Source organism: Bradyrhizobium sp. CB1015 (assembly GCF_025200925.1).
GTDB lineage: Bacteria > Pseudomonadota > Alphaproteobacteria > Rhizobiales > Xanthobacteraceae > Bradyrhizobium.
In genome coordinates this window covers 1,594,129-1,616,000 of sequence record NZ_CP104174.1, presented here as the reverse complement: position 1 = coordinate 1,616,000, position 21,872 = coordinate 1,594,129, and the positions used below count along the sequence as shown (strand labels likewise).

Sequence of the window (21,872 nt, the reverse complement as noted above, 5' to 3'; positions counted from 1 at the left end):
GCAAATGGCCTTGCAAAGCGGGGACCGTCCATAGATAAGTCGAGCACGGTTCCGTTTGCGAGAGCAAAAACAGAGTGATGGCAACCGGTCGGACCGGGGTGGGCTAAGCCCGTTGGACCTATCGAGCGTCAGAGCTCGTCAACGTAATTGGGCGCCGATCCGCGGATCTCATCAAGGCTCGTGGCATCGCCATAAAGCCATAGAAATAGGTCCAGATCCGGCCGGTCGTGCACTTGCCCTTCGCCAGGGATGCGGATGGTGGTGTCGTCGCCATGAAGGCGCTCGGCTGCGAGTACATGACGCTCTATCAGCTGGAACAGCGGCATGACGGCGAAGGTTCGTGGCCGACCTGGTCAGCCAGCGTCGACAACGGCAGGTCGATCCTCTCGGCCTTAAAGCGCACACTCTGGCGGTTGAGCGGGATATGCATGCCGAACTTGTCGAACAGGATCGTCGCCAACAATTGCGGACCGATGAAGCCGCGCGGCGTCGCGTGGAACGGCGCCGGCGGCTGGCTGATCTTCTCGCAATCGCGGCAGGTGAACTTCTCGCGTACCGTCTCGATCAGCTTGAAGCGGCGCGGGATCTCCTCCAGCGTCTTGGTCACATCCTCACCGATCTTCGCCAGCCGCGATCCACCGCAGCAGGCACAGGTCGTTGGAGCCTCAATGACGACGCGCTCGCGTTCGATGTCTTCCGGCCATGGCTTGCGAACCGGCCGCTTGCGCATGAAGGGGCGGACGTTCTGCGTCTTCGCCGCTGCGCGCGGCAAGCTCATCCTCGGTCGCCGTGGTAACGAGTTCTTCGAGCTCCAATTCCAGCTGCTCGATCAGCCGCGCCGTGCGCTCGGAGCGCTGCCCGTGCAGTTCGCGTTTGAGCTTCTTGATCCGCAGCTCGAGATGCGCGATCAGCGCCTCGTTGTCCGACAGCGCCGCCCGCTCCTTGGCGGCATCCGCCACGGCCACATCGCGTTCAACCTGCAACGCCTCACGCTCGCCCAGCAGCGCCATGTAGGCACTTAAAAGATTCCGATGGAAGATCGTCCGGCTTCGATATCATGAAGCCATTGAATCAGATCAAGCAGCAGATTCAAACCGTAAAAGCGGCTATCCGACCCGTGTCGGCCGATGGGTTTCTTGAGGGTTACGCCAATCGATCCCGGACAGCAAATAGCTCAACTGCGCCGGCGAAATCGTTACCGATTCGCCGGCAACCGATGGCCAGATGAACTTTCCTCTCTCGAGTCTCTTTGTGAACAAGCAGGCTCCCTGGCCATCGTGCCAGATGGCCTTCACAAGATCGCTGCGGCGACCGCGGAAGACGAACAGATGACCGCTGAGCGGGTCTTTGTGCAGCACCTCCTGCACTTGGAGTGCCAGCGACGGAAAGCCTCTGCGCATGTCCGTGTAGCCTGTCGCGAGCCACACTCGCACATTCCCTGGTATAGCAATCATCGGCGTCCAAGCACATCGAGGACCCGCGCCAGCGCTTCCGGATCGACGTGCGCATCCACCCGGATGCACCGTCGGTTGTCGAGATCGATCTCTATCAATCCAGTACGCGCGGCTGCCACGGAGCGAACTCGGCCATCAACCGCAGGCAAAAGAGTCGGATTTTCCTCAGCCGAGGCCGCTACGGCGGCGATCTGCACCGGCGTAAAAGATGGTACAACTTGTTCCGATGTCCGTGCTTGTCGACGCCAGGTAAACACCAGGCTGGTCGCTACTCCGTTGCGACGCGCAACCTCAGTCACCTTCGCACCGGGCGCCAACGTCTCCTCGACAATCCGCGCCTTGTCGTCCTGCGACCACCGCCGCCGCCGCTCCAGCCCCGCCCAAAACCCTCGGCCCGCATCGCCTGATGACCTTAAAACTAGCAGACCGTGTGAAAAGTGTGCGAAGCGGATTCCAATGCCGGGCTCGCTGCGTTAGATTCGCGCATGGCACACATTTCTGGTTCCGATCGCTCGCAGCTGCTACTCCTGCCAGAGGCGATTGACGACTACGTCGGCGTCGAGAATCCCGTCCGCTTTATTGATGCCTTTGTCGATGGGCTCGATCTCAGGAGTTTAGGCTTTGCGCGGGTAGACGCGAAGGTCACAGCGCGGCCCGGTTACGACCCCGGTGATCTACTGAAGCTCTAAATTTATAGCTACCTCAATCGTGTTCGTTCAAGCCGGAGGCTGGAAACCGAGTGCCATCGGAACATAGAGGTTATCTGGTTGCTACGAACCCCTCAAGCCGGACTTCAAAACCATTGCTGATTTTAGGAGCGAAAATCGTGCGGCGTTTAAATCGGTTCTCCGCGAGTTCACGATCCTATGCCGACGCCTCGATCTCTTTGGACGTGAGTTACTGGCGATAGATGGCACGCGCATCAAGGCAGTCAACAACAAGGACAAGAATTTTTACAAAGGCATCACTGAAGGCACTCATCGCCACAGCCGACAAGAATCTCAATGACTATCTAGGCGGCGTCGGCCGCGACGGCCTCGCCAGCAACGCGAGCCGATGCCACAGCACGTCCCCCTTCGGAGGCAATATCTGCGACCCGTTCGAGGATGTCATTCAAAGCCGTTTCAATTGTCTTGCGGAATTGCAGATCGCGCGTCACGCGCGTCACGCGCGCCGGGAGCCCGGCGGCCTCGGCTCGGAAAAGCCCAGTGATCTGCTCGACGATCGCCATCGCTTCGTCGATCTCGATCAGGCGGCCTTCGCGCACCGCGTTGCGCAACTCGATCTCGCGCGTCCTGGCGTCGCGGACGCGGCTGTCAGCGGCGGATTTCTGCGCGCGCCGATCCGCGTCGTTGCGAAAGCGGATGTAGCCTTGCACGACATCGACCAAATAGAACTGGTCCTTGCCCTGCTTCTCGATCCAGCCCTCTTTCGAGAGTTGCCGCACGCGCTCTGCCGAGACCATGAGCAGGCGCCCGGCAAGATTGCTCGTCAGTAGTTGGCCGCGCCCGCCGCTGTCGGCGCCTACTGGTGCGGCATTGCCGCCGGGGGCGGCGGAAGCCCCGCCGGGTTCGGGGCGGCCCCGTGACGGCCCCACGGGCGATTGAGGGGCCGCCGCAACCCTTTGATCTTCCGCCATTTTCAGGCTCGCATTCGATCCTTGGGTCTTCCAACCACCGACCAGTGGCTTAAATCTGGGCCATTCCGCCGGCGATTTGGCCCAATACCGCCCGGCCGATTGCCCGGCGCTGATCGGTCAGCTTCCCGGCCTTCGGGGTCGAGCATTCCGCGATGGCCTGCCAATGAGGAGACCCGGGAATGACGAATTCAGAGACCGGCGCCACGCCCTTCGCAACGCCGCAATCACTGACCGACTGGCGCGCGCGCTTCGGCTATTCGCAGCGACAAGCCGCCGATGCGATCGGCTGCTCGCGCGGCGCATGGGCCGGTTATGAGCACGGCGACCATCCGATCACGAAATACATGTCGCTCGCCGTCGCGGCGGTATCGCTCGGAGTTGGCCGTGAGATTTGACGAGATCGAGACCCGGGCGGTCGTGGCGATCCGCAAGGCGGATCATTTCACCGCATCCATCTTCCTCGGGCGCGGCAAGTACCGCATCGAGAAGCGATCGACCGTCATCGCCGCGATGCAAGCCGCCCGCGAGATCGAGAGCGATCCCGCCGCCTTTACCCGGCGCGGCTCATTTGCGCCATTGCGCCCGACGGTCACGCTACGCTGCTCACCGCGGCGGTAATCGCAAAGCTGCTTTCGCCCTAGTCCTAATGGATGCCCGCAGGCCCTACAAACAAATGCAGCAGTGTACAGCGTAATTCTGCGCGACCGTTGCCGCAGTGCGATTGTCGCTCATAGTCGGCAGACGATCTGAGCCATGACGAATCGTTTCTGCGGTAGCCGGGGCGAGGAGCGGCAGAGCCAACGTTCGTGATGTTAGCTGCTGTGGCCTCGTCCAGTCTCAAGAGCTCAGCCGACGGGTCGTGACTGACGCTGCCACCCTTGTTTGCGCAAACGCGCATGACGGCATTCCCATCTTGGGTACCACACCGCGTCGACTTCGACGCGAGGAAAAGAGCCGTCGTACCGAAGCTCCAAGACGCACCCCTCGCTGATCGCTTCACAAGCTGTTTGAACCCACATGGCCCGTGACGAATGGAAAATAAAGGACCGTGGCGGGAATTGGTTCTCCGCACCACGGGAAAGGATCAAACGAGTTTAGCTGAGCCGCTCGCAACGCTCGCATTTAGGACGACCACCGGTGCCCGACGCCAGATACTGCCGCTCAATATTGTTGCCTTCGGTGCATTTGTCGTTGTCGTGATAGACGTTCTTTGTATTCGGCCTTTTCGAGTGGAAGGGCGATACTTTAGCCATAATGAAATTCTCCTTCAAATGCGCCCGTCGAATCGACGCGCGTAGAAGTAGTTTGCGGTTTTCTGCAACTTTTGCGGGTCAAACCTTCTGTTCACAACATTTAGTACAAAGATACCGTGCCAGCGCAGGTGGGGAGTGGTAGCTGCTCGAACTGCTCGGTCGACGCTCGGAGAAGGCGCCGGTTGCGGCCTTTGGCCGAGATGTACGTGATGGCGCTATGAGCGGGTGCGCGAGGAGGGGCATCATCGCGAGCCAGGCGGTGCTGATCGCGATCGGCGTCGACTGGGAAGGCCCGCTGGCGGCGGCTAGCCAAATGGGCGGCAAATACCCCACGCTCACCGATTGGGCCGAGGACAACATCGAGCAGACCTTGGCTTACTTCCGTCTGCCCCTGGTGCACCGCAAGCACATTAAGTCGACCAACATGGTGGAGCGCCTCAACGGGGAGATCCGGCGCCTGCCGGTCCTGCGGCATTTCAGATCAAGGCGAGAGGCCGGGGAAGATGCCTCTTGTGCAAGCGGACGCGCTTGCGGAGAAGAGCACGACGGTATCACTGCCAAGGTTGAACTTTGACCGGGGCGCAGCCGTTGCCTGAGCAGCCGCATGCCTGATCTCGGTGACCACGGGCTTGCTGTGAGATCGCGCGATCACGTTGGAGCGGGGCGGTCGCCGCTGCCGCGCCGCTGTGCCGATTGGGGTCGGCCATCGCCTGCTTGCCACGCGCAATTCCGCGATACATCCCGGCGCCGCGCCGCTCGATCTCGGAATATCCGATCTCCTTGGGCACGAGCCGGGCCCGCGCCACCGGGTCGAAATAGATGTACCGCATCTGGTAGCCGTCGAGTGGCGTGCTCTGACCGGACCATGACCCGCCAGTCCTGGCGAAGTGCGCCGCGCGGTTCTTGCCGGTCACTTTCGTCATCTTGAGCGTGACCGAGCCGTCGGGCAGTCGCAAAAGGCTCTTGTTCAATGATGCCGGTGAGCACGAAGCCTGCCGCGCGATAGATGTCCCGTCGCCGCACTGGCACCCATCGGCGAACGAGATCACCCATTCGGTGTGGGGATAGTGCTTCTTGATCATCCGCATCGCGACCGCCAGTACGCGGCTCTCGCTGTTGCGCGGCAGCGCCTCGGAAAACGCGAGCCGGTTCAATTCGAAAAAGCCGTTCCACGGGGTCTCGCGCACCAGCCCTTGAATGTTGCTCTTGTCCATAGACGGGCCGAACGTCATCGCGCCTTCAAGGCGCCCGCCGAGGAAAACGCCGAGCGAAAGGAAACCGTTGTTGACCGTCTTGTGGCTGTAATGCAGCCTGATGATCAGCGCGTCGGCGTCTTTTTTCTTTCGAGATCGGCGCGACGCGGATTTCTTTAGTCTGTCCCATGGCAATCACTGAGTTCGCGACCTGATTCGAGGCTCCGGTTCGGGAGAGTCACGGCGGTACCATCAACCCACAAACAGCCCGTCGCGGAGCCGCCAATGCCCTGAATTCACTTCCGCTTTTGTGAAGGGTTTCGGATGCCGGCCGCATGAGGGGCGGCGCGGCGTATTCGGTGGCCGGCGTCCGAAAGCCTCCAAGGGAGGAAACCGCGCGTGAGGAAACGTAAGGCGGTGCGGCAGGCGCTATGGGGATTTGAGCGCCGCGGGCGAGCTCGTTGATCGGGATCGAGCCGGTCCAACGCGTTGCGCAACGGTGAAGTCGCTGACGAATGCGCGGCGGATGGCATCGGCTCCCGCACATTGTCCGACGATTTGCGCCGACTGGTGGATATCTGGGCGCGCTCTGCCGTGGCCGGTCGAGGGCCAGCGGGCGCGGCGAGCGGATTTGCGGGATTGCTGCGGCACGGTCATGAGGTGTCGATCCTGATGTGGTTCGTTCTAGCTGTCGGCCGATGCCGTGGCATTGCACCGCGCGCGAAGACTTCGATGATGATCATGCGACCGCCGCAGCATGGACAAGCCGGCTTGCTGGGATCGACGGTGGCCGCGGTGGGCTGACCTTCAGGTTTTGCAACGGCAAGCAGCTCACGGGCGCGTGCGATGTTGCCGGCGCAGGCATTTTTGGCGAACAGGCCGTAGTGGCGGATGCGCAAGCCCTTGGGCAACACGTGGATGAGGAAGCGGCGGATGAACTCGAAGTTCTCGAGCGTCATCTGCTTGTAGTTGTAGCGATCGCGGCCTTCGATGCGATAGTCCTTCCACTTGAAGGTGACGCCCTGCCTGTCGAAGCCGATCAGGCGGCTGTTGGCGATGGCGACGCGGTGGGTATACCGCGACAGATAAGCCAGCACTGCCTCTGGCCCGCCGAATGGCCGCTTGGCGTAGACAACCCATTCGGCCTTGCGCAGCGGTGCGAGATAAGCCGCGAAGGATTGCGCCTCGGCGAGATGGGCGTGATCGCCGAAGAAGCTCAGTTGGCCGGCTTGGTGGGCAGCGACGAGCTTCTCCAGGAACACGCGCCGGAAGAGGCGGGAGAGTACGCGAATGGGCAGGAAGAAGCCCGGCCGACACGACACCCAGCGCTGGCCGTCAGGCGAGATGCCGCCGCCCGGCACGATCATGTGCACGTGGGGATGATGGGTCAGCGCCGAGCCCCAGGTGTGCAGCACGGCGGTGATGCCGATCCTGGCCCCCAGATGCTTCGGATCGGCGGCGACCGTCAGCATGGTCTCGGCCGAGACTTTGAACAGGAGATCATAGACCACGGCCTTGTTCTGGTAGGCGATGTCGGCGATGGCCGCCGGCAGCGTGAACACCACGTGATAGTACGGCACCGGCAGCAGCTCGGCCTCGCGGTCGGCAAGCCAGTCCTTCGCGGCGGCGCCCTGGCACTTCGGGCAGTGCCGGTTGCGGCAGGAGTTGTAGGCGATAGTCGTATAGGCGCAGTCCGCACAGCGCGCGACATGGCCACCAAGGGCTGCCGTGCGACACCGCTCGATCGCCGACATCACCTTGAGCTGCTCGAGGCTGACATGGCCGGCATGGGCTCGACGCCATGCCGGGCCATGGCTGCGGAAGATGTCCGCAACCTCCAGGGCCGGGCGCGACATGCGTCTTGGCGTCAGCCGGGCGGCCGGATCTCCTTGAGCTTGAGCGCGATGTGCTCCAGCGGGCTCATGACCTCGCTGATCGTCTTGGTGGCGACGCGGGTATAGAGCGCCGTGGTGTCGAGCTTGGCGTGACCGAGCAGCACCTGGATCACGCGGACGTCGATGTTCTGCTCCAAGAGGTGGGTGGCGAAGCTGTGCCGCAAGGTGTGCAACGAGACGCGCTTGTTGATCTCCGCCATCTGGGCAGCAGCGTGACAGGCGCGGTTGAGCTGGCGCGTGGTCATCGGCTGGGCCGGATCGCGGCCCGGGAACAGCCAGCCCTGCGGGCGCGCCGCCTTCCACCATGCCCGCAGCAGGTCAAGCAAGCTGGGCGAGAGCATGACGTTGCGGTCCTTGCCGCCCTTGCCCTGCTCGACGCGGATGATCATGCGCTTGCTGTCGATGTCGGAGACCTTGAGTGAGATCACTTCGGTGGCGCGCAGGCCGGCGCCATAGGCTACGCTCAGCGCCGCCTTGTACTTGAGCCCCGGTGCGGCAGCGAGTAGCCGCGCCACTTCCTCGACGCTGAGCACCACCGGCAGCTTGCGCGGCTCGTAAATGACGTGCGTATGCTCGACGATCTCGTGGCGCTTGAGCGTGACCCGGAAGAAGATTCGCAGTGTCGAGACGGTCTGATTGATGGTCGGCACGCCGACGCCGCTCGCCGTCAGATGCAGCTGATAGCGGCGCACGTCCTCGAAGCTTGCCGTATCGGGCGAGCGCCCGAGAAACGCCGCGAAGTTCTTGACCCTTTGCACATAGTCATGTTGGGTCTTCGGCGCGAACTTGCGGATCGTCGTGTCTTCGATCATGCGCCGGCGCAACGGGCTCATTGCCTCGTCGGTCATGGGGATGCTCCTGTCTTGAGTGAGGTTGTTGCAACCCCTCAATCTCAAGACAGGACGCCCTTGGCGCTATCGGCTTGGCCACCCTGCTTGCCGCAGCGGCCTACCGCGCGAGCGGTTTAGTCCCTTGTGTCATAGCGGATATGGCCGGACTTGCTGCTGGCTCAACCGCGTCGAGAATTACCCGAACCGGACCTCGGCGGTGCCATCCGGACCACATCGACTGGAACCGGCAAAACCCCGAACGCCCAATTCAGGTAGTTTGACGCGGCACGAGGCAGGATTCTAAGTCTCTCCACCGGAAATGGGGAGTCCTGCGATGTCCAGCGGAAGCATCGGCTCACGCAGCGCGCCAACGTCGAGTGAAGCGCCTCCAAATCCTATGAGCCCGTCGGAGCGGCTCGACGCGATTGACGTGCTGCGGGGCTTGGCCCTGTTCGGCGTGCTCGCCATGAACATCGTCACCATATTTCGGGTCTCCTTCTACGCGCCGTTCTTGCCGAACGCGGAGCCGGCGGGGCCGCTCGACCGGGTGGTGGCGGCTGTGCTGAGGGTCGCCGTCGACTCGAAGGCGGTTGCGCTGTTCTCGCTGCTGTTCGGCGTCGGCCTCGCCATCCAATTCGAGCGGCTTCCCGGCGATGCGCGGCGCATGATCTTGCTCATGCGCAGGTTGGTGGTGTTGCTGGCGATAGGCCTGGTGCATCTCTATTTGATCTGGAACGGCGACATTCTCGTCGAATATGCGCTGGAGGGCTTCGTGGTGCTGCCCTTCCTCGGCGGCGCGCGATGGCTTATGGCGGGTGCAGCCCTGCTGCTCCTGGGGCTCTACGTGAGCATGCCGGTGCTACCGCCGATCGTGCCGCTGCCGGGAGCAGCCGAGATGGCCGCTCTTGCCGCGGACGCGATGCGTGCCTACGGCACGGGCGGATTTTTCGATGTGCTCGCGTTCCGGATCCGCGAGGTGCCGGCCATTTTTCCGCTGCAGGTCATGGTCTTTCCGCGCACTGTCGCGCTGTTCCTGGTCGGCGCCTTCGCGTGGCGCAGCGGCGTTTTGCGTCGGGCTTCGGCGAACCGGCGCCTGCTGTTCGTCGTCGCAACCTTTGGCATTCTTCTCGGCGGCGGATTGAGTCTCGCGGCAGCAGGACAAGAGCTCTTCGATTGGCCGTCGCTCGGGCGCGCGCATCTTCCGGTAGAACGGCTGGGCGGCGTCGTGTTGGCCCTGGGCTATGCGGCCGCAGTCATCGCCACTGTGAACCTCTCGGGCGGGCGGAGGATACTGGGCTGGGCGGCGCCGGTTGGCCGCATGGCGTTCACCAACTATCTGGCGCAATCTGTGATCTGCGGCTGGATCTTCTACGGCTATGGTCTAGGCCAATTTGGCCGCCTCGGCGTGGCCGCGACACTGGCGATCGGCATTTTCGTGTATGTCGCGCAGGTGGTGTTCAGCGCGTGGTGGCTGCGCCGCTATCGGTTCGGTCCTGTCGAGTGGCTCTGGCGCTCGTGCACGTACGGGGTGCCGCAGCCGATGCGGGCAACGGTCGATTTAGCCATCATGCGCGCGACGATAGCAGATTGATGCGGGCCCAGATACCCAAGCAGCGTTCTGCTTCAAGCGGAAGCCGCCCAAGCGGGTACGGCTGGTTTGGCCCGTGGTGGCCCTAATCAGAGCGCCGCAAGGTCTGCTTCCTGAGGCGAGCCGAAAAGGGCTATGCAAGTTAGTCAAGGCAGCCTTTTAGCCGAAACGGCCCCGTCATGTTCACAGTTGCGGGGGGCTGGCCTCCAGCACAACCTTGCCGTTAGGCGTAAATTCCGACAAGCTGGGAAGGGCAGACCGGGACAAGACCCATTTTTTACCAGAGGCTACTTTCCATGAAGGTCATAATCGCAGCCGCTTTGGCTTCAATGTTCGTGACTACGACAAGTGCACAGGACTCCCCATTTCGAAAGGAGTTGAAGCGAGGTGACCTAACGGGCACGAACATGGAAATCGTCACCATCATCAGCGAGATAAAGCCCGGCGAGACATCGATGCTGCATATCCATCATGGTGACGAGCCGTACTATTTTCTTGAGGGTGGTCTTATCGAGTTACCCAATGGAAAGCAGGTGGCTATTCCGACCGGCGCCGTCGGGATGAATGTTCGGGATGTGCCTCATGGAGCTTACAAGCTCGTTGGCGATAAGACGCTGAAGGTTCTGACGGTGCATATCGTCGAGAAAGGCAAGCCCCTTTATGATAAGCCACCGCCAAAATAGCAGGCGCCTGGCGTCTCGTGGACCAAAGCGTCATTTCGCTGCGCTGCGGTAGTTGGTCAGTGTCGGGGCGTAGCGGACGTCGAGTAAGCCGCACCCCCAACCCGCAACACCAATCATCGATCGGTGAGTACGCTCTGTAATGGGCCCGATGATGTCAAGCCTCCCGAGTGAACGTCACGCCGCCGAGCTCATGCTTCTGTCCGTGGTCAACGCCTGGCCGCCACATCATGCTGTCAGAGGGAGCGGTGAGCCATCTAGATGCGCGTGGTTCGTCAGATGACGGCCACTGGGCGTGTAACGGCTTCACCGGATCCACCGTCCCGGCGACGGGACTTCGGGCACTGGGCTTCAGTTCAGCCCGGTTGCGTTCTTAATCTCCTCCACCTGTTCTATGCCGCGATCGGCCCCGCTTCAGCCCATCGGTAAGTTGTGCCGTCGACCCAGACCCGATGCAGGATCACTGCGAGCTTACGTGCCAGGGCGACTTTTGCGCGCTTCGAGCCTCGCCGCTTGGCGACGTCCATCCCCCAGCGCTTGAGTTTTGAGAACCGCGTTATGCGCGATAGCAGAACGTTGGCGGCCTCATACAGCACCGTGCGCACTATCTCGTCGCCGGCCAGCGTGATCCCGCCCGTGACGTCCTTTTCTCCGGATTGGTACTTCTTTGGCGTGAGCCCGAACAGCGCGCCTGCTGCCTTCGATTTTACGATGCGATGAGGGTCATCACGCCGATTTGTAGGTAACAGCCACCAGGGGACCAACGCCCGGCACTGTCATGAGCCGGCGACAAACCGCATCGTCACGCACAATTGCCAGCACAGCCTTGTGTAGCCTTCCGTACTCTGCCTTCAGGGCAGATCGCGCCGAAAGCATCGCTGTAGCAATGCGCTCCAATGTCGCCTGACCCGCAACTAACTCTCGGATCCGCGCTTCGAAAGTCTTCCGCGTCACCGGGCCAACCTTCAGCCCAAAGCCACGCAAAATCCCGCGGATACTCAACTCCACGTCGATCAGCCGCCCGAGAAGCTGTTTGCGTGCGATCAGGAGGGCCCGGATCTCCTGAGCATCGACCGACTTTGCGTGTACCGGCCGGAACCATCCCATCCGGATCAACTGGGCGATTCCGCGTGCATCCTTGCGATCAGTCTTCACCGTCATCGCAGACAATGCGGCCTTCACATGCCGCGTTTCGAGCAGAACCGTTTCGACCCCTGCTCTTTTCAAACCCGCATGCAGCCATTGCGACAGCGGCCCCGCTTCCAGCCCGATCCGCTTTACTGCAAAGCCAAGCCTCTCGAAAAATTCGGCTAAGGCGTCGGGTTCGCTCGCTACCTTCGCCTCCTTCAAGATCTTACCCTGGGCATCCACAACGCATACGCTCGACAGTTCCAATGACACGTCAATTCCGGCATAGTTCTCCACGGCTGTCCTCCGTCTCCAGATGCTTGGGGCCGACTCAGGTCGTGACCCCGTTTCATCATCTATCGGGGGACGGCCACCATCATCACCCCTTGCTCGGAGCAGGGCCCATTACCGCATCTAGATATTCCGCGCAGATTGCGGCGAGCGCATTGCCTTGCGGCGATCGGTTGGGATTGTCCGGATCGCGCGGCTTGGTCGCCCTGGCGATGGCTCGCTCGAAGATCACGAATTGCTCGCCGTACAGAATGAACGTCATGTCGCGGAATGGCGACCGATCGCCGTCCGGCAATTCGGGCATCTGCTCTAACTCGCCGACGCCGACCGAAAGCTTCGATAGCTCGTCCTCCTTGATCCCGGTCAGCGCGATCTCAAAACCGCCCTCGACCAAATCGCTCAATTCGAGCCGCAGCATCTCGTCATCCCAATCAGACGCATCGGTCAGCCGACTGTCCGCGATGACATAGGCGCGCTTCTGCTGATCGCTCCACCCGCGCGCCACGATGACCGGCACCTCGGAGATGCGGAGGAGTTTGCCCGCCGCCAGTCGGCCGTGCCCGGCTAGAACCATTCCGTCATCCGCCGCGAGGATTGGCATCGTCCAACCCCATTCGCGAATCGACGCTGCAATTTGCTCGATCTGCTCGGCCGAATGCCGCCGCGAATTCCGTTCATATGGCCGCAAGCGATCGATGGGCCATGTTTCCATGGCCCGCATGCCGACTAGGACATCCATGATTTGCCGTCTTCTGCGCTGTAGGAGGCAGCAGGGCTGCAGGTGATCGAAATATCTCGTCACGATTCGCGCCGGATCAACTCCGGCAGAATGGTCTCTCCAGGAAGCCGCCCGCCTGGCCTTGATGCATAGCACAATTCGCTTTTCTAGCCGCTGGCGGCGTTGTGAACCTTCTTCACTGCCTACTTAACGGCGCCGACCCTTACAGGTCCTCCTGCATTGAGTCTGATTTCGTGCGCTTGCTCGCGGCGACGTGGGACGCGCCTAATCGTCGGGCGCGTCCCTAGCCGCAACGCACTCGACGGGGGCCGGTCCTGAAACGCCGCCAAAACCCTGCAGATCGACACGGCTGCGGACGGGCGCATCGCCATCAACCCCTAAGCCGGTCCCGGAGTGCCTGCCGATTGGCGACGAGGTTGTCGAGGTGCAGCGGCTCGTCTTGTGGCCGCTCTCCTTGCGCCAATCGTCGAACCAGCTCCCGTGTGCCGTCCACCACGAACACGCCGCAATCATAGCCGTTCTGCTGCGGGGCCATGCCGGCTCGCTGCAGAAAAGTCACGCCTAGCCGTGCTGCGAGCCGTTCTGCAGGCCCGTCATTGTGTCCCTGGACGGAATCGTAATGATAGGCGACCGGCTGTCGTTCCGGGCGGCGATCTATGAGTAGCAGCGACCAATGGGTGCCATTAGGATCGGTCGCACCGGCATCGTTCACTGGCAGGAATAGGAAGTGGGCGACATCATTGTCATCCCGATCATAGATGATGCGCTGCAATGCGCTGAGCGCGTCGCGCTCGGCGCCCCAACTCAACTGAAAGGCAATGAGAGGATCGACGAACCGCGTTCCGGCGGCAAGATTCGGATGATTCACTTGCAACTGCTGCGTCAGGAGCTCGTAGTCCCTCTGGATATGCTCGTCGCCGAGCCATTCCGTGGCGCCGAGAGCCCGCCCGCTACGGTCGTGGGATGAGGTCGCCGGCGCTGGCGCGGCTTCATCAGCAGCTCGAGGATGATGGATGAGGTGAACGTCGTTGGGTCCCTTCGGTCCCAAAACGGCCGTGTAGCGTTCGCCGCCAATCTCGTAGTTCATGATTGGATGTTCCGCGACAGGCAAGAAGTCCCACTTGCCCAACGTGGACAGCATCATGTCGGGGGCCGGCTGGGAGCGATGAGAAAAATCCTTGGGAACGGCAAACGAAATATCGAATGTATCGCCCACAGCGGGAGACCGCAGGTGAATGAGCCGAACATCATCGGGCCCGCCCGGTCCCAGCACGGCCGTGTAGCGTTCACCGCGAATGTCGTAGGTCTTTGCGGGCTCTGCTACATCCGGCAACAGACCCCAGCGGCCCAGCTTGGACCGCATCATACCCGGCGCAGGCTGGGTGCCGTGGGAGAAGTCCTCGGGAACAGACAAAGACGCATCAAAAGTCTCGCCGAGCGCTGGGAACACCGCCTCAGCCCTGTCGGACGCCGGCGCGGCTTGCTCCATCCTGCGTGAAGCCAGTGCTGGCGAAGCTTGATTCCCTAACGGCGCGCTGGGCTGCGGAGCGTTTTCCGACCGAGGATGGAGCAGGAAGCTCTGCCTGGTCAGCCCCATTGGCACCAACGGCGACGTGTTACGGTCCACGAAGCTGGTCGGTCGGTTCTCCCCGCTCGGCAGGACGCTGCTCCTGCTCGGTGCAGCAGGTTGTTCATGCCCGCTGTGATGCATTGTGGGCTGCCTCTCCAATTCCTGGAGGGGAGCCCACATCAGCACGCCAGCGCCTGCATTGAGGTCGTTTGGATTGACGGGGACTTGCGGCAGAGCGGAATGATCATCCAGCAGTCGGCGAACTTTCGCAGGAGGGAACTCTTCTGGATAAACGTGATTCCCTCTGGCTCTAGGGAGAAGGGCGGCTGAGCGGGGTGGTCGCCTAGCCGTCCCTGAATTTCCGCGCGAAGCTCATGTTCCAGCCGCTCAAGTTCGGATGGATCGGTCGGCGGCTCCTCGGCCTCATCATCGAACAGTGCCCAGACGTCCGCCGGAACTCCATCCAACCTGGGTGATGGGACAGCATGGCCGCTTCGCTCCTGAGACGCGCCCGCACCGGAAACCCGCTCGGCACCCCGAATCCTTTTTAACGCCGGCACTAGATTTCTGTCTCCCGGGAACAACTTCCGAGCAAATTCTCTGCGCGCAGCACTGTCTAGCCCCGATATCGTGTGGCCCGCAGCGTTAAGCGCGTTAGAAAATCTGCGAAAACTTAAATCATACAGAGCAGCGGTGCTCGTGCCGATTCCGCTGAGATCAAGCCGTTCTAAGAGGTGCGCGTCTTCCGCTGAGGGGGCAACGGGCGGCCGTCCGGCGTGATTAGCGACATAGGCCGGATCAAGATACGCACTAACAGCGTTCAACCCAGCCAACATAGCCTTTTCGACGGGAGAGTTGGAAAAGTAAGTCTTGACGTGATCGACCAGGGACTGGTGGTCCCCTAAATCAGTCGTTTGGCCACGAGCGCGGAGATCATTCACGAGTTGGCGAAGTGCAGAAGTATAATTGGCAGCCGTTTTCGGACGTAGGTTCGTCTGAGCCGCCCATTGAGCAATCGCTTTATCGATAAGGTACTGTTCTTCTTCAGACAAACGTGGATAGCGACTACCGGCAGGATCAAGATACGCGCGAAGGGCGTTCAACCCAGTCAACATAGCGCTTCGGGTGCTGGGATTGGAAAAGTAAGTGTTGACGTGATCGACCAGGGACTGGTGGTCCCCTAAATCAGTCGTTTGGCCACGAGCGCGGAAATCATTCACGAGTCTGCGAAGTGCTTGAATATAAGTGGAAGCCGAGGATGGACTTAGGTTCCTCTGAGCCGTCCATTGAGCAATCGCTTTATCGATAAGGTCCCGGTCTTTTTCAGACAAATCCGGATAGTAATTGCGATTAACCCGCTTAGGGGCAGCGGGAGCGCCCTGACTCGCGTCCGCCAAGTGCTGCTCAAAGCCCTCTTGCCCGGCCTGCGTCTCTTCCGAGACGTCGTGCTGCACCTGCGACCAAGCTGTTACGTTGGATGGGTCAAAGTTCTGTCGGTCCATGCTAGCCTCACGTCCAAGATCACCTGAGCAGACTCCAAGGGTCTGTACCTAATTAGCGAACTCTGATTCCCTCGCAGCGGGTTGATTCCACGCGGGGGACTTCTAGTCTGCGCGAGCTTTCGAGAAGCTGACAAGGCCACGTAGAGCCGCAGCAGGATGTTGCTCGGCCCGCCCGGAGAGCCGGTCCCGGAAATCTGCAGGACGCTAAGTGGAGTTTCTGCCTGACCGGCGGGCAAGATTGACCCGCGAATCAGGAGAGACGATGAGCAGACGAGTCCGCCGGCACCACGCACCGGCATTCAAAGCCAAGGTGGCGCTGGCCGCGATCAAGGGCGAGATGACGCTGGCCCAGCTGGCTGAGCATTTCGACGTGCACCCGAACCAGATCACGCAGTGGAAGAGCCAGCTTCAGGAAGCGGCTGCCGATGTGTTCGGCGCCGGCGGAGGCAACAGAGCAAGCGAGCCCGCCGTGGACGTGAAAGCGCTGCACGCCAAGATCGGGGAGCTGACGCTGGAGAACGATTCCTAAGAAACGGCATCGCCGACGTTCGGCTCGAACGGCTGGAGAACGAAGCCGAATGCCTTGGCACGCCGATGCAAATTGTTGACCACTCGCGTCCGGTAGCGCGTCTCGTATGACGAGGCCCCGGGATCGACATAGTCCATTCCTTATCGCACAGCATTGTAGAACAGAACTGCGATCTTGCGGGCCGTGGCGGTCACTGCCTTGGCCTTGCCGACGCGCGATGAAAGTCGCCTGTAAAAGGCGCCGAGCGCAGTATCGGTGCGTCCGACGGTGACGGCAGCAAGGCGCAGAAGCGCCGCCGCCCGGCCGCCGGATCGGCGTGTTCGGGACGAGAGCCTTTTGCCGCCGGAGACCTTGTTGCTCGGCGCCAGTCCCAGCCAGGAGGTAAAATGCTTTGCACTGGGCCACGAGGAGAGGTCGTCACCGCATTCAGCGATCAGCTTCAGCGAGAGGTAAGGACCGAGGCCGTCGATGGTGGTGATGTCTTTTCCCAGCAACGCGAACAGCGCCTCGCGGACGTCGAAAGCTAGAGCGTTCGCCTGATCGGTTCGATTCCGACGCAGCGATGCCCGCGGTGCTGGTCCATGGCCACGACCGCGATGGTTGCTCAGTTCCTTCAACACGGCTTCGATCCGGGCGTCGCAGGCAGATGCCTTCTCGTGGTAGGTGTCGTAAAGCGCAAGTGCCTGCTCGAGCGCAAACAGATGCTCGGCGCGGTAGCTCCCGGTGAGCGCCTTCGCAATCGTCTCGGCACTGGAGTGGCAACTGTAGTGGCGCAAGCACGCCAACGCCTCGGGATCGCGCTCGCCGGCAAGGATCGCGCGTATGATACGCAGGCCAGTCGCGCCGGTGATGTCGGCGACGACGTGGTGGAGCTGAAGATTCATCTCCGTCAAGGCCTTCTGCATATGCTGGATGTGTGAGGCCGCGTACTCCAGCCGACGCTCGCGCTGACGCACGTAGGCTCGCAGTTCGGCAATCTGCCCTTTGGGCTGAAAGCTGGCCCGCAGCAACCAGAATGAATGGAGCCGCTGCAGCCATTGCGCATCGCTGACATCGGTCTTACGCCCCGGCACGTGCTTGGCATCGCGCGCGTTGGACAAGAAACACGGTAAATCCCCGGGCATCGAGAAGCTCGAAAATCGGAATCCAGTAGACGCTGGTCGATTCCATGACGACGGTCTCGACGCCGCATTCCGTAAACCAGTCGACCAGCCGATGCAGATCGGCCGTGAAGGTACCGAAACTGTGGACTGGCTCCGGTGCGCGATCTGCCCTGACGGCCGCCATATGCATGGTGGCGCCAACGTCGATGGCAGCCGCGTTCGGGTGCACCATCGGCATCTTACCGCCGTCCTTCGACTTCGATCTTTTGGGATTCATCTGTAGCTCCTTCTGACTCCGGCGGAAGGGCTGGGCTGCGCAATTCATTCAAATTCCTAAACGGGATCGCCGAGATGGCGTCACCACTCTCAAGTGCGCAACAGCCCATGGACCAGGTTTTTTGACGGGCTCACGTGCCACCAAAATCGTATCGGCCGCTCCCTTCCGGCCGCAGTCTAGCGGTTAGCCGTTTCTATCCCACAGGGGGCGCGCAGCGCCGCGCTCAGTTTTTTAGAAGGCGCGCTCAGCAAAGCCGGCCTGCTGAGCGCAAAGCGATGATCGACCGTGATGACCTGCCGATCACGAAACAGGCGGAAGTTTTGAAGATCAGCCGTGGCAGTGTCTATTATCTACCACGTCCGGTATCGCCCGCCGACCTCGCGATCATGCAACGGCTTGACCGGCTGCATTTGGAGTTTCCCTTCGCCGGTTCGCGAATGTTGCGAGACCTGTTGGCTGCCGAGGCGTGCAAGATCGGCCGCCGGCATGTCAAAACGCTGCTGCGGCGGATGAGGATAGAGGCGCTTTACCGCCGGCCGCGTACCACCAAGCCCGAACCCGGGCCCAAGATCTATCCGTATCTGCTGCGCGGGATGGAGATCACACGCCCGAACCAGGTCTGGGCGATGGACATCACCTACATCCCGATGGCGCGCGGCTTCATCTATCTCGCGGTGGTGCCCGACTGGTTCAGCCGCCGGGTGCTGTCTTGGCGCGTCTCGATCACGATCGAAGCCGCATTTTGCGTCGAGACGCTGGAGGACGCTCTCGCTCGCCACGGCAAGCCGGACATCTTCAACACCGACCAGGGCTCGCAGTTCACGGGCTCCACGTTCACCGGCGTGCTCGCCAGGCATGGCATCGCCATCAGCATGGACGGCCGGGGCGCCTGGCGCGACAACGTGTTCGTCGAGCGGCTGTGGCGCAGCGTCAAATACGAAGAGGTCTATCTGCGCGCCTACGACACCGTGTCCGACGCCCGCGCCTCGATCGGCCGATACTTCGCCTTTTACAATGGCCGGCGTCCCCACTCGAGCCTTGACGGCGGCACCCCGGATCAAGCTTACTTCAGCCCGCTGCCGTTCCGCGCGGTAGCCTAACTCTGACAGAAGCTCCACTTAACGACGCGGAATTGCTGTTCAGACAACCGGAGCCAGCTCAGAGACACGCCGACGTAGAACGCCTCGTCTTCACTGCGCAATCCCCGGCGAGGGCGCGTGAACGCAGATTGATTGGGGCTTTCCGTTCTGACCATCGGCAGACCTTCAGGGGCGACAAAACATCAGCCCTGTAGTCGCACGGATTTTCGGAAGCTGTCTATTAAATAGACTCTGCGTTCGCGGTGGCATTCTCCGCGATTACACCTGAGCTTAAGGCCCGAAGGAAGCAAAGAGAAGGAATTTAGATGACTGTGTGTGTTGCTGCCTGCGTCCACGATGGTTTGGTCTTTGCTGCGGATAGTGCTACCAGCCTCTTGGGTGCTAACCGGACTACCGGCGAGGTAGTGATTGAGCGTGTGTACCAGTACGGGAACAAAGTGTTCAACCTGGACAAGCGCCTGCCGGTGGTCGGCATGACCTCGGGCTTGGGAGCTATCGGCAACGCCCCCATTCACTCACTCGCGAAGGACCTGCGCCGGGAGTTTAAGACGGACGGCAGCAAGTACCAGCTCAACCCCGACAAATACTCAGTTGCTGAAGTCGCGGAGAAGGCACACGATTTCCTGTTCACCGACAAGTACTCGGCAGCTTCCAAGATTGAGGGCGATCATTCACTCGATTTTTGGATCGGCGGCTATTCGTCAGATTCCGACACCCACGAGTTGTTCAAGGTGGGCATCGTAAATGGGGCTGCGACAGTTGAATGCTTGTGTCGAGACGGCCAAAGCGACCTATTTTGGGGTGGTCAACCGAGTGCCATTAATCGATTGGTCATGGGTTACGACAACACTCTTGTGGAATCGCTGAGAAAAGTGGGAGTATCCGACGCCGACCTTCCGGGCTTGATGGACTTCATAAGCTCTGAAACCGTGGCTCCGTTAATGCACCCTGGAATGCCGGTTCAAGACGCAATCGAACTTTGTAGTTTTCTTGTCGAAACCACCAAAGGTTTCGTTCGTTTCCTACCAGGCGCCGATACGGTTGGCGGCGAGGTTGACATCGCCGTGGTGACGCGGCACGAACGTTTCAAGTGGATCAAGCGAAAGCACTACTACCCCCAAAACCTCAACAAGTTGGAGACCGACCATGTCTAAGACGAGAGAGGCGGCGGTCCACGCAAGCCGAGAACTACCACGCGAGCAGCCGATGCCGCGTTTCGATTATCAGAAGCCGCCGACGATTACCAAGGATGTGTCGTCCACCAATAGGGCTACTCTGTCCACTGACAGGCCGCAGTCTTCGACAAGGCCGCAGAAATTTCGCTCCTTGCAGAATCTCCATTTCTGAGGAATGACAGGCGGGATGTGATCGAGCAGCCGACTCGTCCTTCGCGCCGTCAACTTGGCGGCTCACTTCTTCCCTTCTAGAAGCATGCGTATGCGCGCAGCGATCTTCCGTGCCTCCTCCGGCCCCGGGTCGAGTTTCACGCAATCGAGGATCCTAGCACTTCCTGAGCGTCCTCGGCATCGAGCGTCGCGACTTGGCGATCTGCCAGGCTCAAAGACTGATCGGCCGCGCGGGCCTGATTGGCTGCAAGCACCGCAAGCGCCTCTGAGCGTAGCGACGTGATACCGCTCGAATATGTGCATCCGTTGGCCTGTAGCTACCCTTAGGGTACGCTTCGCAAGCGCCGCAGCGCCGGTGGCCGAGCCCCGTCTACGAAGACTGTGGTTGGCCACCTTTGCTCCAGAGACATATTCCCGAGGCGCCACCAGATCATGGCGCAGACAAGTAACCGGGGCACCTACCTGAATTGGTCGGCGGCATGGTCCGCCACTGAACGCTAACCTTGTTGCTCCTTTTGCATGCGGAAGAAGAGACCCCGTGGCCAGACTCGCACGCGTTCGCTGCGTCAGTAAGACCGACAGCACGAATCCACACGAGAGAATTAGCAGCATCGGCGGGGTATATTCGAACGGAAGTCACTGGAAGCAATCTGTCGTTCAGACGATCAGAGACATCGAAAGCGGCGCGTGGGAATTCTATGTCCAGGAAGACGGGCTGACTGCTGGTTTGATCGTGGCCAAACACGAAGGGCACAAGTACATCAAGACGACGGCAGACGGCATTCAGCCGGACAATCTTCTTTCACTCGCTGAGTGTCCGTGATGCTTGTCCATCCCAGATCGCCGGTAGTGCGGGCGCAACTCGGCGCCGTTCGGCTGCGCGGTGTCAGGCGCTGTCCCCGCCACGCCCGCACTACCCTTTGAAATTAGCGGCAACATGACTAGGCGCTTGAAAAGTTTCTCGCGTTTACCCTGAGGAAGCGCTGTCCCTGCGGCGCACCGCTAATTTCGGGGGCAGCCAGCCTCAAGCGGCGAAAGAAGCTGACCAGGATCTTATCGCTCGCAGAACGAGCATAGCTACCATGACGGGGCTTAGCCCACGATGGAAGCAGCGCGGGCGCGCCTCGGCGCCGGAAATGCGCAACGACGCTGTCCCTACCGCGCCCGCGCTGCCGATGAAGCTAGCACTGATCTTCCCCCGACACAGCGCGCTGTCCCTATCACGTGCCGCAGATCTCGGTGGCCAGCCTTCGCCCTTGGATTGGCAAGGCTAACCGGGCTCGCTCCCAAGAGGCTCAAATTCCCAAGGGGGACCAACAAAGCAATATCGTCGAAAAGTACCGGAGGACACCTACCAGCACCAGTGGGTTGCCGCGCCCCGCGAGCATGCCATATCAAAGCGCTCGGCCTGCAACTCTCGAGCTGGCTCCGAGTAACTGCCGTGCCTAGGACGGAAGTGGTAGCGGCAATCCAAGCATTCACGGACTGCGTCCGTAGGCCAAGCCATACACCGGCAGAAGACACGTACGGGCCACAGCGAACTGAAGAACAGCGGCCGATTGGCGATCCCGAGTTGAAATTATCTGCTCAAAAATGGACGCCGTGGCGGATTGCCCTCTTTCGACCTTATCCGAATTCGAGGCGCTCAGACGCGAGATGGGGACAGATTTTCCCGCAACGCCATCCGCTTTACTCAACCGTGTAGCGGACGCCTTTTACGCCGTGGTTCGGCGCATGCCGGACCCTTAATCAGGA

The 21,872-nt window shown here is 61.0% G+C and carries 16 protein-coding genes and 7 pseudogenes; 11 read left to right on the top strand and 12 right to left on the bottom strand.

Features of this window, described 5'->3' with window-relative positions; all coding sequences use genetic code 11:
- Positions 1-151 precede the first annotated feature (151 nt).
- From N2604_RS07355 to tnpA, 3 genes and pseudogenes are all read right to left on the bottom strand, one after another.
- A pseudogene (locus N2604_RS07355) lies at positions 152-1,059 on the bottom strand (transposase); the annotation flags it as partial.
- A gap of 47 nt (positions 1,060-1,106) precedes the next feature.
- The gene (tnpB, locus tag N2604_RS07350) at positions 1,107-1,454 is read right to left on the bottom strand and encodes an IS66 family insertion sequence element accessory protein TnpB (protein ID WP_028340773.1); all 348 of its coding nucleotides are present in this window, start codon (positions 1,452-1,454) and stop codon (positions 1,107-1,109) included.
- Positions 1,451-1,771: an IS66-like element accessory protein TnpA gene (gene tnpA, locus N2604_RS07345; RefSeq protein ID WP_409241683.1), complete on the bottom strand. Its 321-nt coding sequence runs from the start codon at positions 1,769-1,771 to the stop codon at positions 1,451-1,453. The genes tnpB and tnpA overlap by 4 nt, the downstream gene beginning before the upstream one ends.
- A 168-nt stretch (positions 1,772-1,939) precedes the next feature.
- On the opposite strand from tnpA, the gene N2604_RS39635 reads away from it, so the two are divergent.
- Both N2604_RS39635 and N2604_RS39630 read left to right on the top strand, forming a co-directional pair.
- Positions 1,940-2,143: a hypothetical protein gene (locus tag N2604_RS39635; RefSeq protein WP_199752320.1), complete on the top strand. Its 204-nt coding sequence runs from the start codon at positions 1,940-1,942 to the stop codon at positions 2,141-2,143.
- The gene (locus N2604_RS39630; protein ID WP_409241722.1) at positions 2,144-2,263 is read left to right on the top strand and encodes a transposase; all 120 of its coding nucleotides are present in this window, start codon (positions 2,144-2,146) and stop codon (positions 2,261-2,263) included. It begins immediately after the preceding gene.
- A 203-nt stretch (positions 2,264-2,466) separates the two neighbouring features.
- Here the strand turns inward: N2604_RS39630 and N2604_RS07335 are convergent, their stop codons facing one another.
- Positions 2,467-3,093 (bottom strand): hypothetical protein, encoded by a 627-nt coding sequence (locus tag N2604_RS07335; RefSeq protein WP_199752322.1) that lies wholly within the window; start codon positions 3,091-3,093, stop codon positions 2,467-2,469.
- A gap of 179 nt (positions 3,094-3,272) precedes the next feature.
- Here N2604_RS07335 and N2604_RS07330 point away from each other — a divergent pair, with 179 nt between their 5' ends.
- The 3 genes and pseudogenes from N2604_RS07330 to N2604_RS07320 form a co-directional block, all read left to right on the top strand.
- Positions 3,273-3,488: a helix-turn-helix transcriptional regulator gene (locus tag N2604_RS07330; RefSeq protein WP_124163427.1), complete on the top strand. Its 216-nt coding sequence runs from the start codon at positions 3,273-3,275 to the stop codon at positions 3,486-3,488.
- Positions 3,478-3,711 carry a hypothetical protein gene (locus N2604_RS07325; RefSeq protein WP_124163428.1) on the top strand — a complete coding sequence of 78 codons (234 nt, stop codon included), beginning with the start codon at positions 3,478-3,480 and terminating at the stop codon, positions 3,709-3,711. Before N2604_RS07330 ends, N2604_RS07325 begins: the two co-directional genes overlap by 11 nt.
- Positions 3,712-4,668: 957 nt before the next feature.
- Positions 4,669-4,803: pseudogene (locus N2604_RS07320) on the top strand (transposase); the annotation flags it as partial.
- A gap of 94 nt (positions 4,804-4,897) precedes the next feature.
- Here the strand turns inward: N2604_RS07320 and N2604_RS07315 are convergent.
- From N2604_RS07315 to N2604_RS07305, 3 genes are all read right to left on the bottom strand, one after another.
- Complete coding sequence (locus N2604_RS07315) at positions 4,898-5,734, bottom strand: hypothetical protein (RefSeq protein WP_124163429.1); 837 nt, start codon at positions 5,732-5,734, stop codon at positions 4,898-4,900.
- Positions 5,735-6,192: 458 nt separating this feature from the next.
- On the bottom strand, positions 6,193-7,395 hold the full coding sequence (locus N2604_RS07310) for an IS91 family transposase (RefSeq protein ID WP_124163430.1): 1,203 nt from the start codon (positions 7,393-7,395) through the stop codon (positions 6,193-6,195).
- Between the two features lie 11 nt (positions 7,396-7,406).
- On the bottom strand, positions 7,407-8,282 hold the full coding sequence (locus N2604_RS07305) for a tyrosine-type recombinase/integrase (RefSeq protein WP_199752326.1): 876 nt from the start codon (positions 8,280-8,282) through the stop codon (positions 7,407-7,409).
- A gap of 316 nt (positions 8,283-8,598) precedes the next feature.
- Between N2604_RS07305 and N2604_RS07300 the strand changes: the two genes are divergently transcribed.
- Both N2604_RS07300 and N2604_RS07295 read left to right on the top strand, forming a co-directional pair.
- Positions 8,599-9,855, top strand: coding sequence for a DUF418 domain-containing protein (locus N2604_RS07300; RefSeq protein WP_124163431.1), 1,257 nt, complete (start codon positions 8,599-8,601; stop codon positions 9,853-9,855).
- Between the two features lie 404 nt (positions 9,856-10,259).
- Positions 10,260-10,535 (top strand): cupin domain-containing protein, encoded by a 276-nt coding sequence (locus N2604_RS07295; RefSeq protein WP_245334171.1) that lies wholly within the window; start codon positions 10,260-10,262, stop codon positions 10,533-10,535.
- A 389-nt stretch (positions 10,536-10,924) separates the two neighbouring features.
- Here N2604_RS07295 and N2604_RS07290 read toward each other — a convergent pair.
- From N2604_RS07290 to N2604_RS07275, 4 genes and pseudogenes are all read right to left on the bottom strand, one after another.
- Positions 10,925-11,957: pseudogene (locus N2604_RS07290) on the bottom strand (IS110 family transposase).
- A gap of 82 nt (positions 11,958-12,039) precedes the next feature.
- Positions 12,040-12,672, bottom strand: a complete 633-nt coding sequence (locus tag N2604_RS07285; RefSeq protein ID WP_158671555.1) for a ParB/Srx family N-terminal domain-containing protein — start codon at positions 12,670-12,672, stop codon at positions 12,040-12,042.
- Positions 12,673-13,060: 388 nt separating this feature from the next.
- Positions 13,061-14,131, bottom strand: a pseudogene (locus N2604_RS07280) (Ulp1 family isopeptidase); the annotation flags it as partial.
- Positions 14,132-14,439: 308 nt separating this feature from the next.
- The gene (locus tag N2604_RS07275) at positions 14,440-15,762 is read right to left on the bottom strand and encodes a hypothetical protein (RefSeq protein ID WP_158626798.1); all 1,323 of its coding nucleotides are present in this window, start codon (positions 15,760-15,762) and stop codon (positions 14,440-14,442) included.
- A 262-nt stretch (positions 15,763-16,024) separates the two neighbouring features.
- Between N2604_RS07275 and N2604_RS07270 the strand changes: the two are divergent.
- A pseudogene (locus tag N2604_RS07270) lies at positions 16,025-16,285 on the top strand (transposase); the annotation flags it as partial.
- 2 nt (positions 16,286-16,287) lie between these two features.
- Here N2604_RS07270 and N2604_RS07260 read toward each other — a convergent pair.
- Positions 16,288-17,671, bottom strand: a pseudogene (locus N2604_RS07260) (IS110 family transposase).
- 227 nt (positions 17,672-17,898) lie between these two features.
- Between N2604_RS07260 and N2604_RS07250 the strand changes: the two are divergent.
- The 3 genes and pseudogenes from N2604_RS07250 to N2604_RS07240 all read left to right on the top strand — a co-directional run.
- Positions 17,899-18,771, top strand: a pseudogene (locus tag N2604_RS07250) (IS3 family transposase); the annotation flags it as partial.
- 305 nt (positions 18,772-19,076) lie between these two features.
- Positions 19,077-19,925 carry a hypothetical protein gene (locus N2604_RS07245; RefSeq protein WP_124163991.1) on the top strand — a complete coding sequence of 283 codons (849 nt, stop codon included), beginning with the start codon at positions 19,077-19,079 and terminating at the stop codon, positions 19,923-19,925.
- Between the two features lie 730 nt (positions 19,926-20,655).
- Positions 20,656-20,940 (top strand): DUF3892 domain-containing protein, encoded by a 285-nt coding sequence (locus tag N2604_RS07240; RefSeq protein WP_036032306.1) that lies wholly within the window; start codon positions 20,656-20,658, stop codon positions 20,938-20,940.
- Positions 20,941-21,872: the final 932 nt, after the last annotated feature.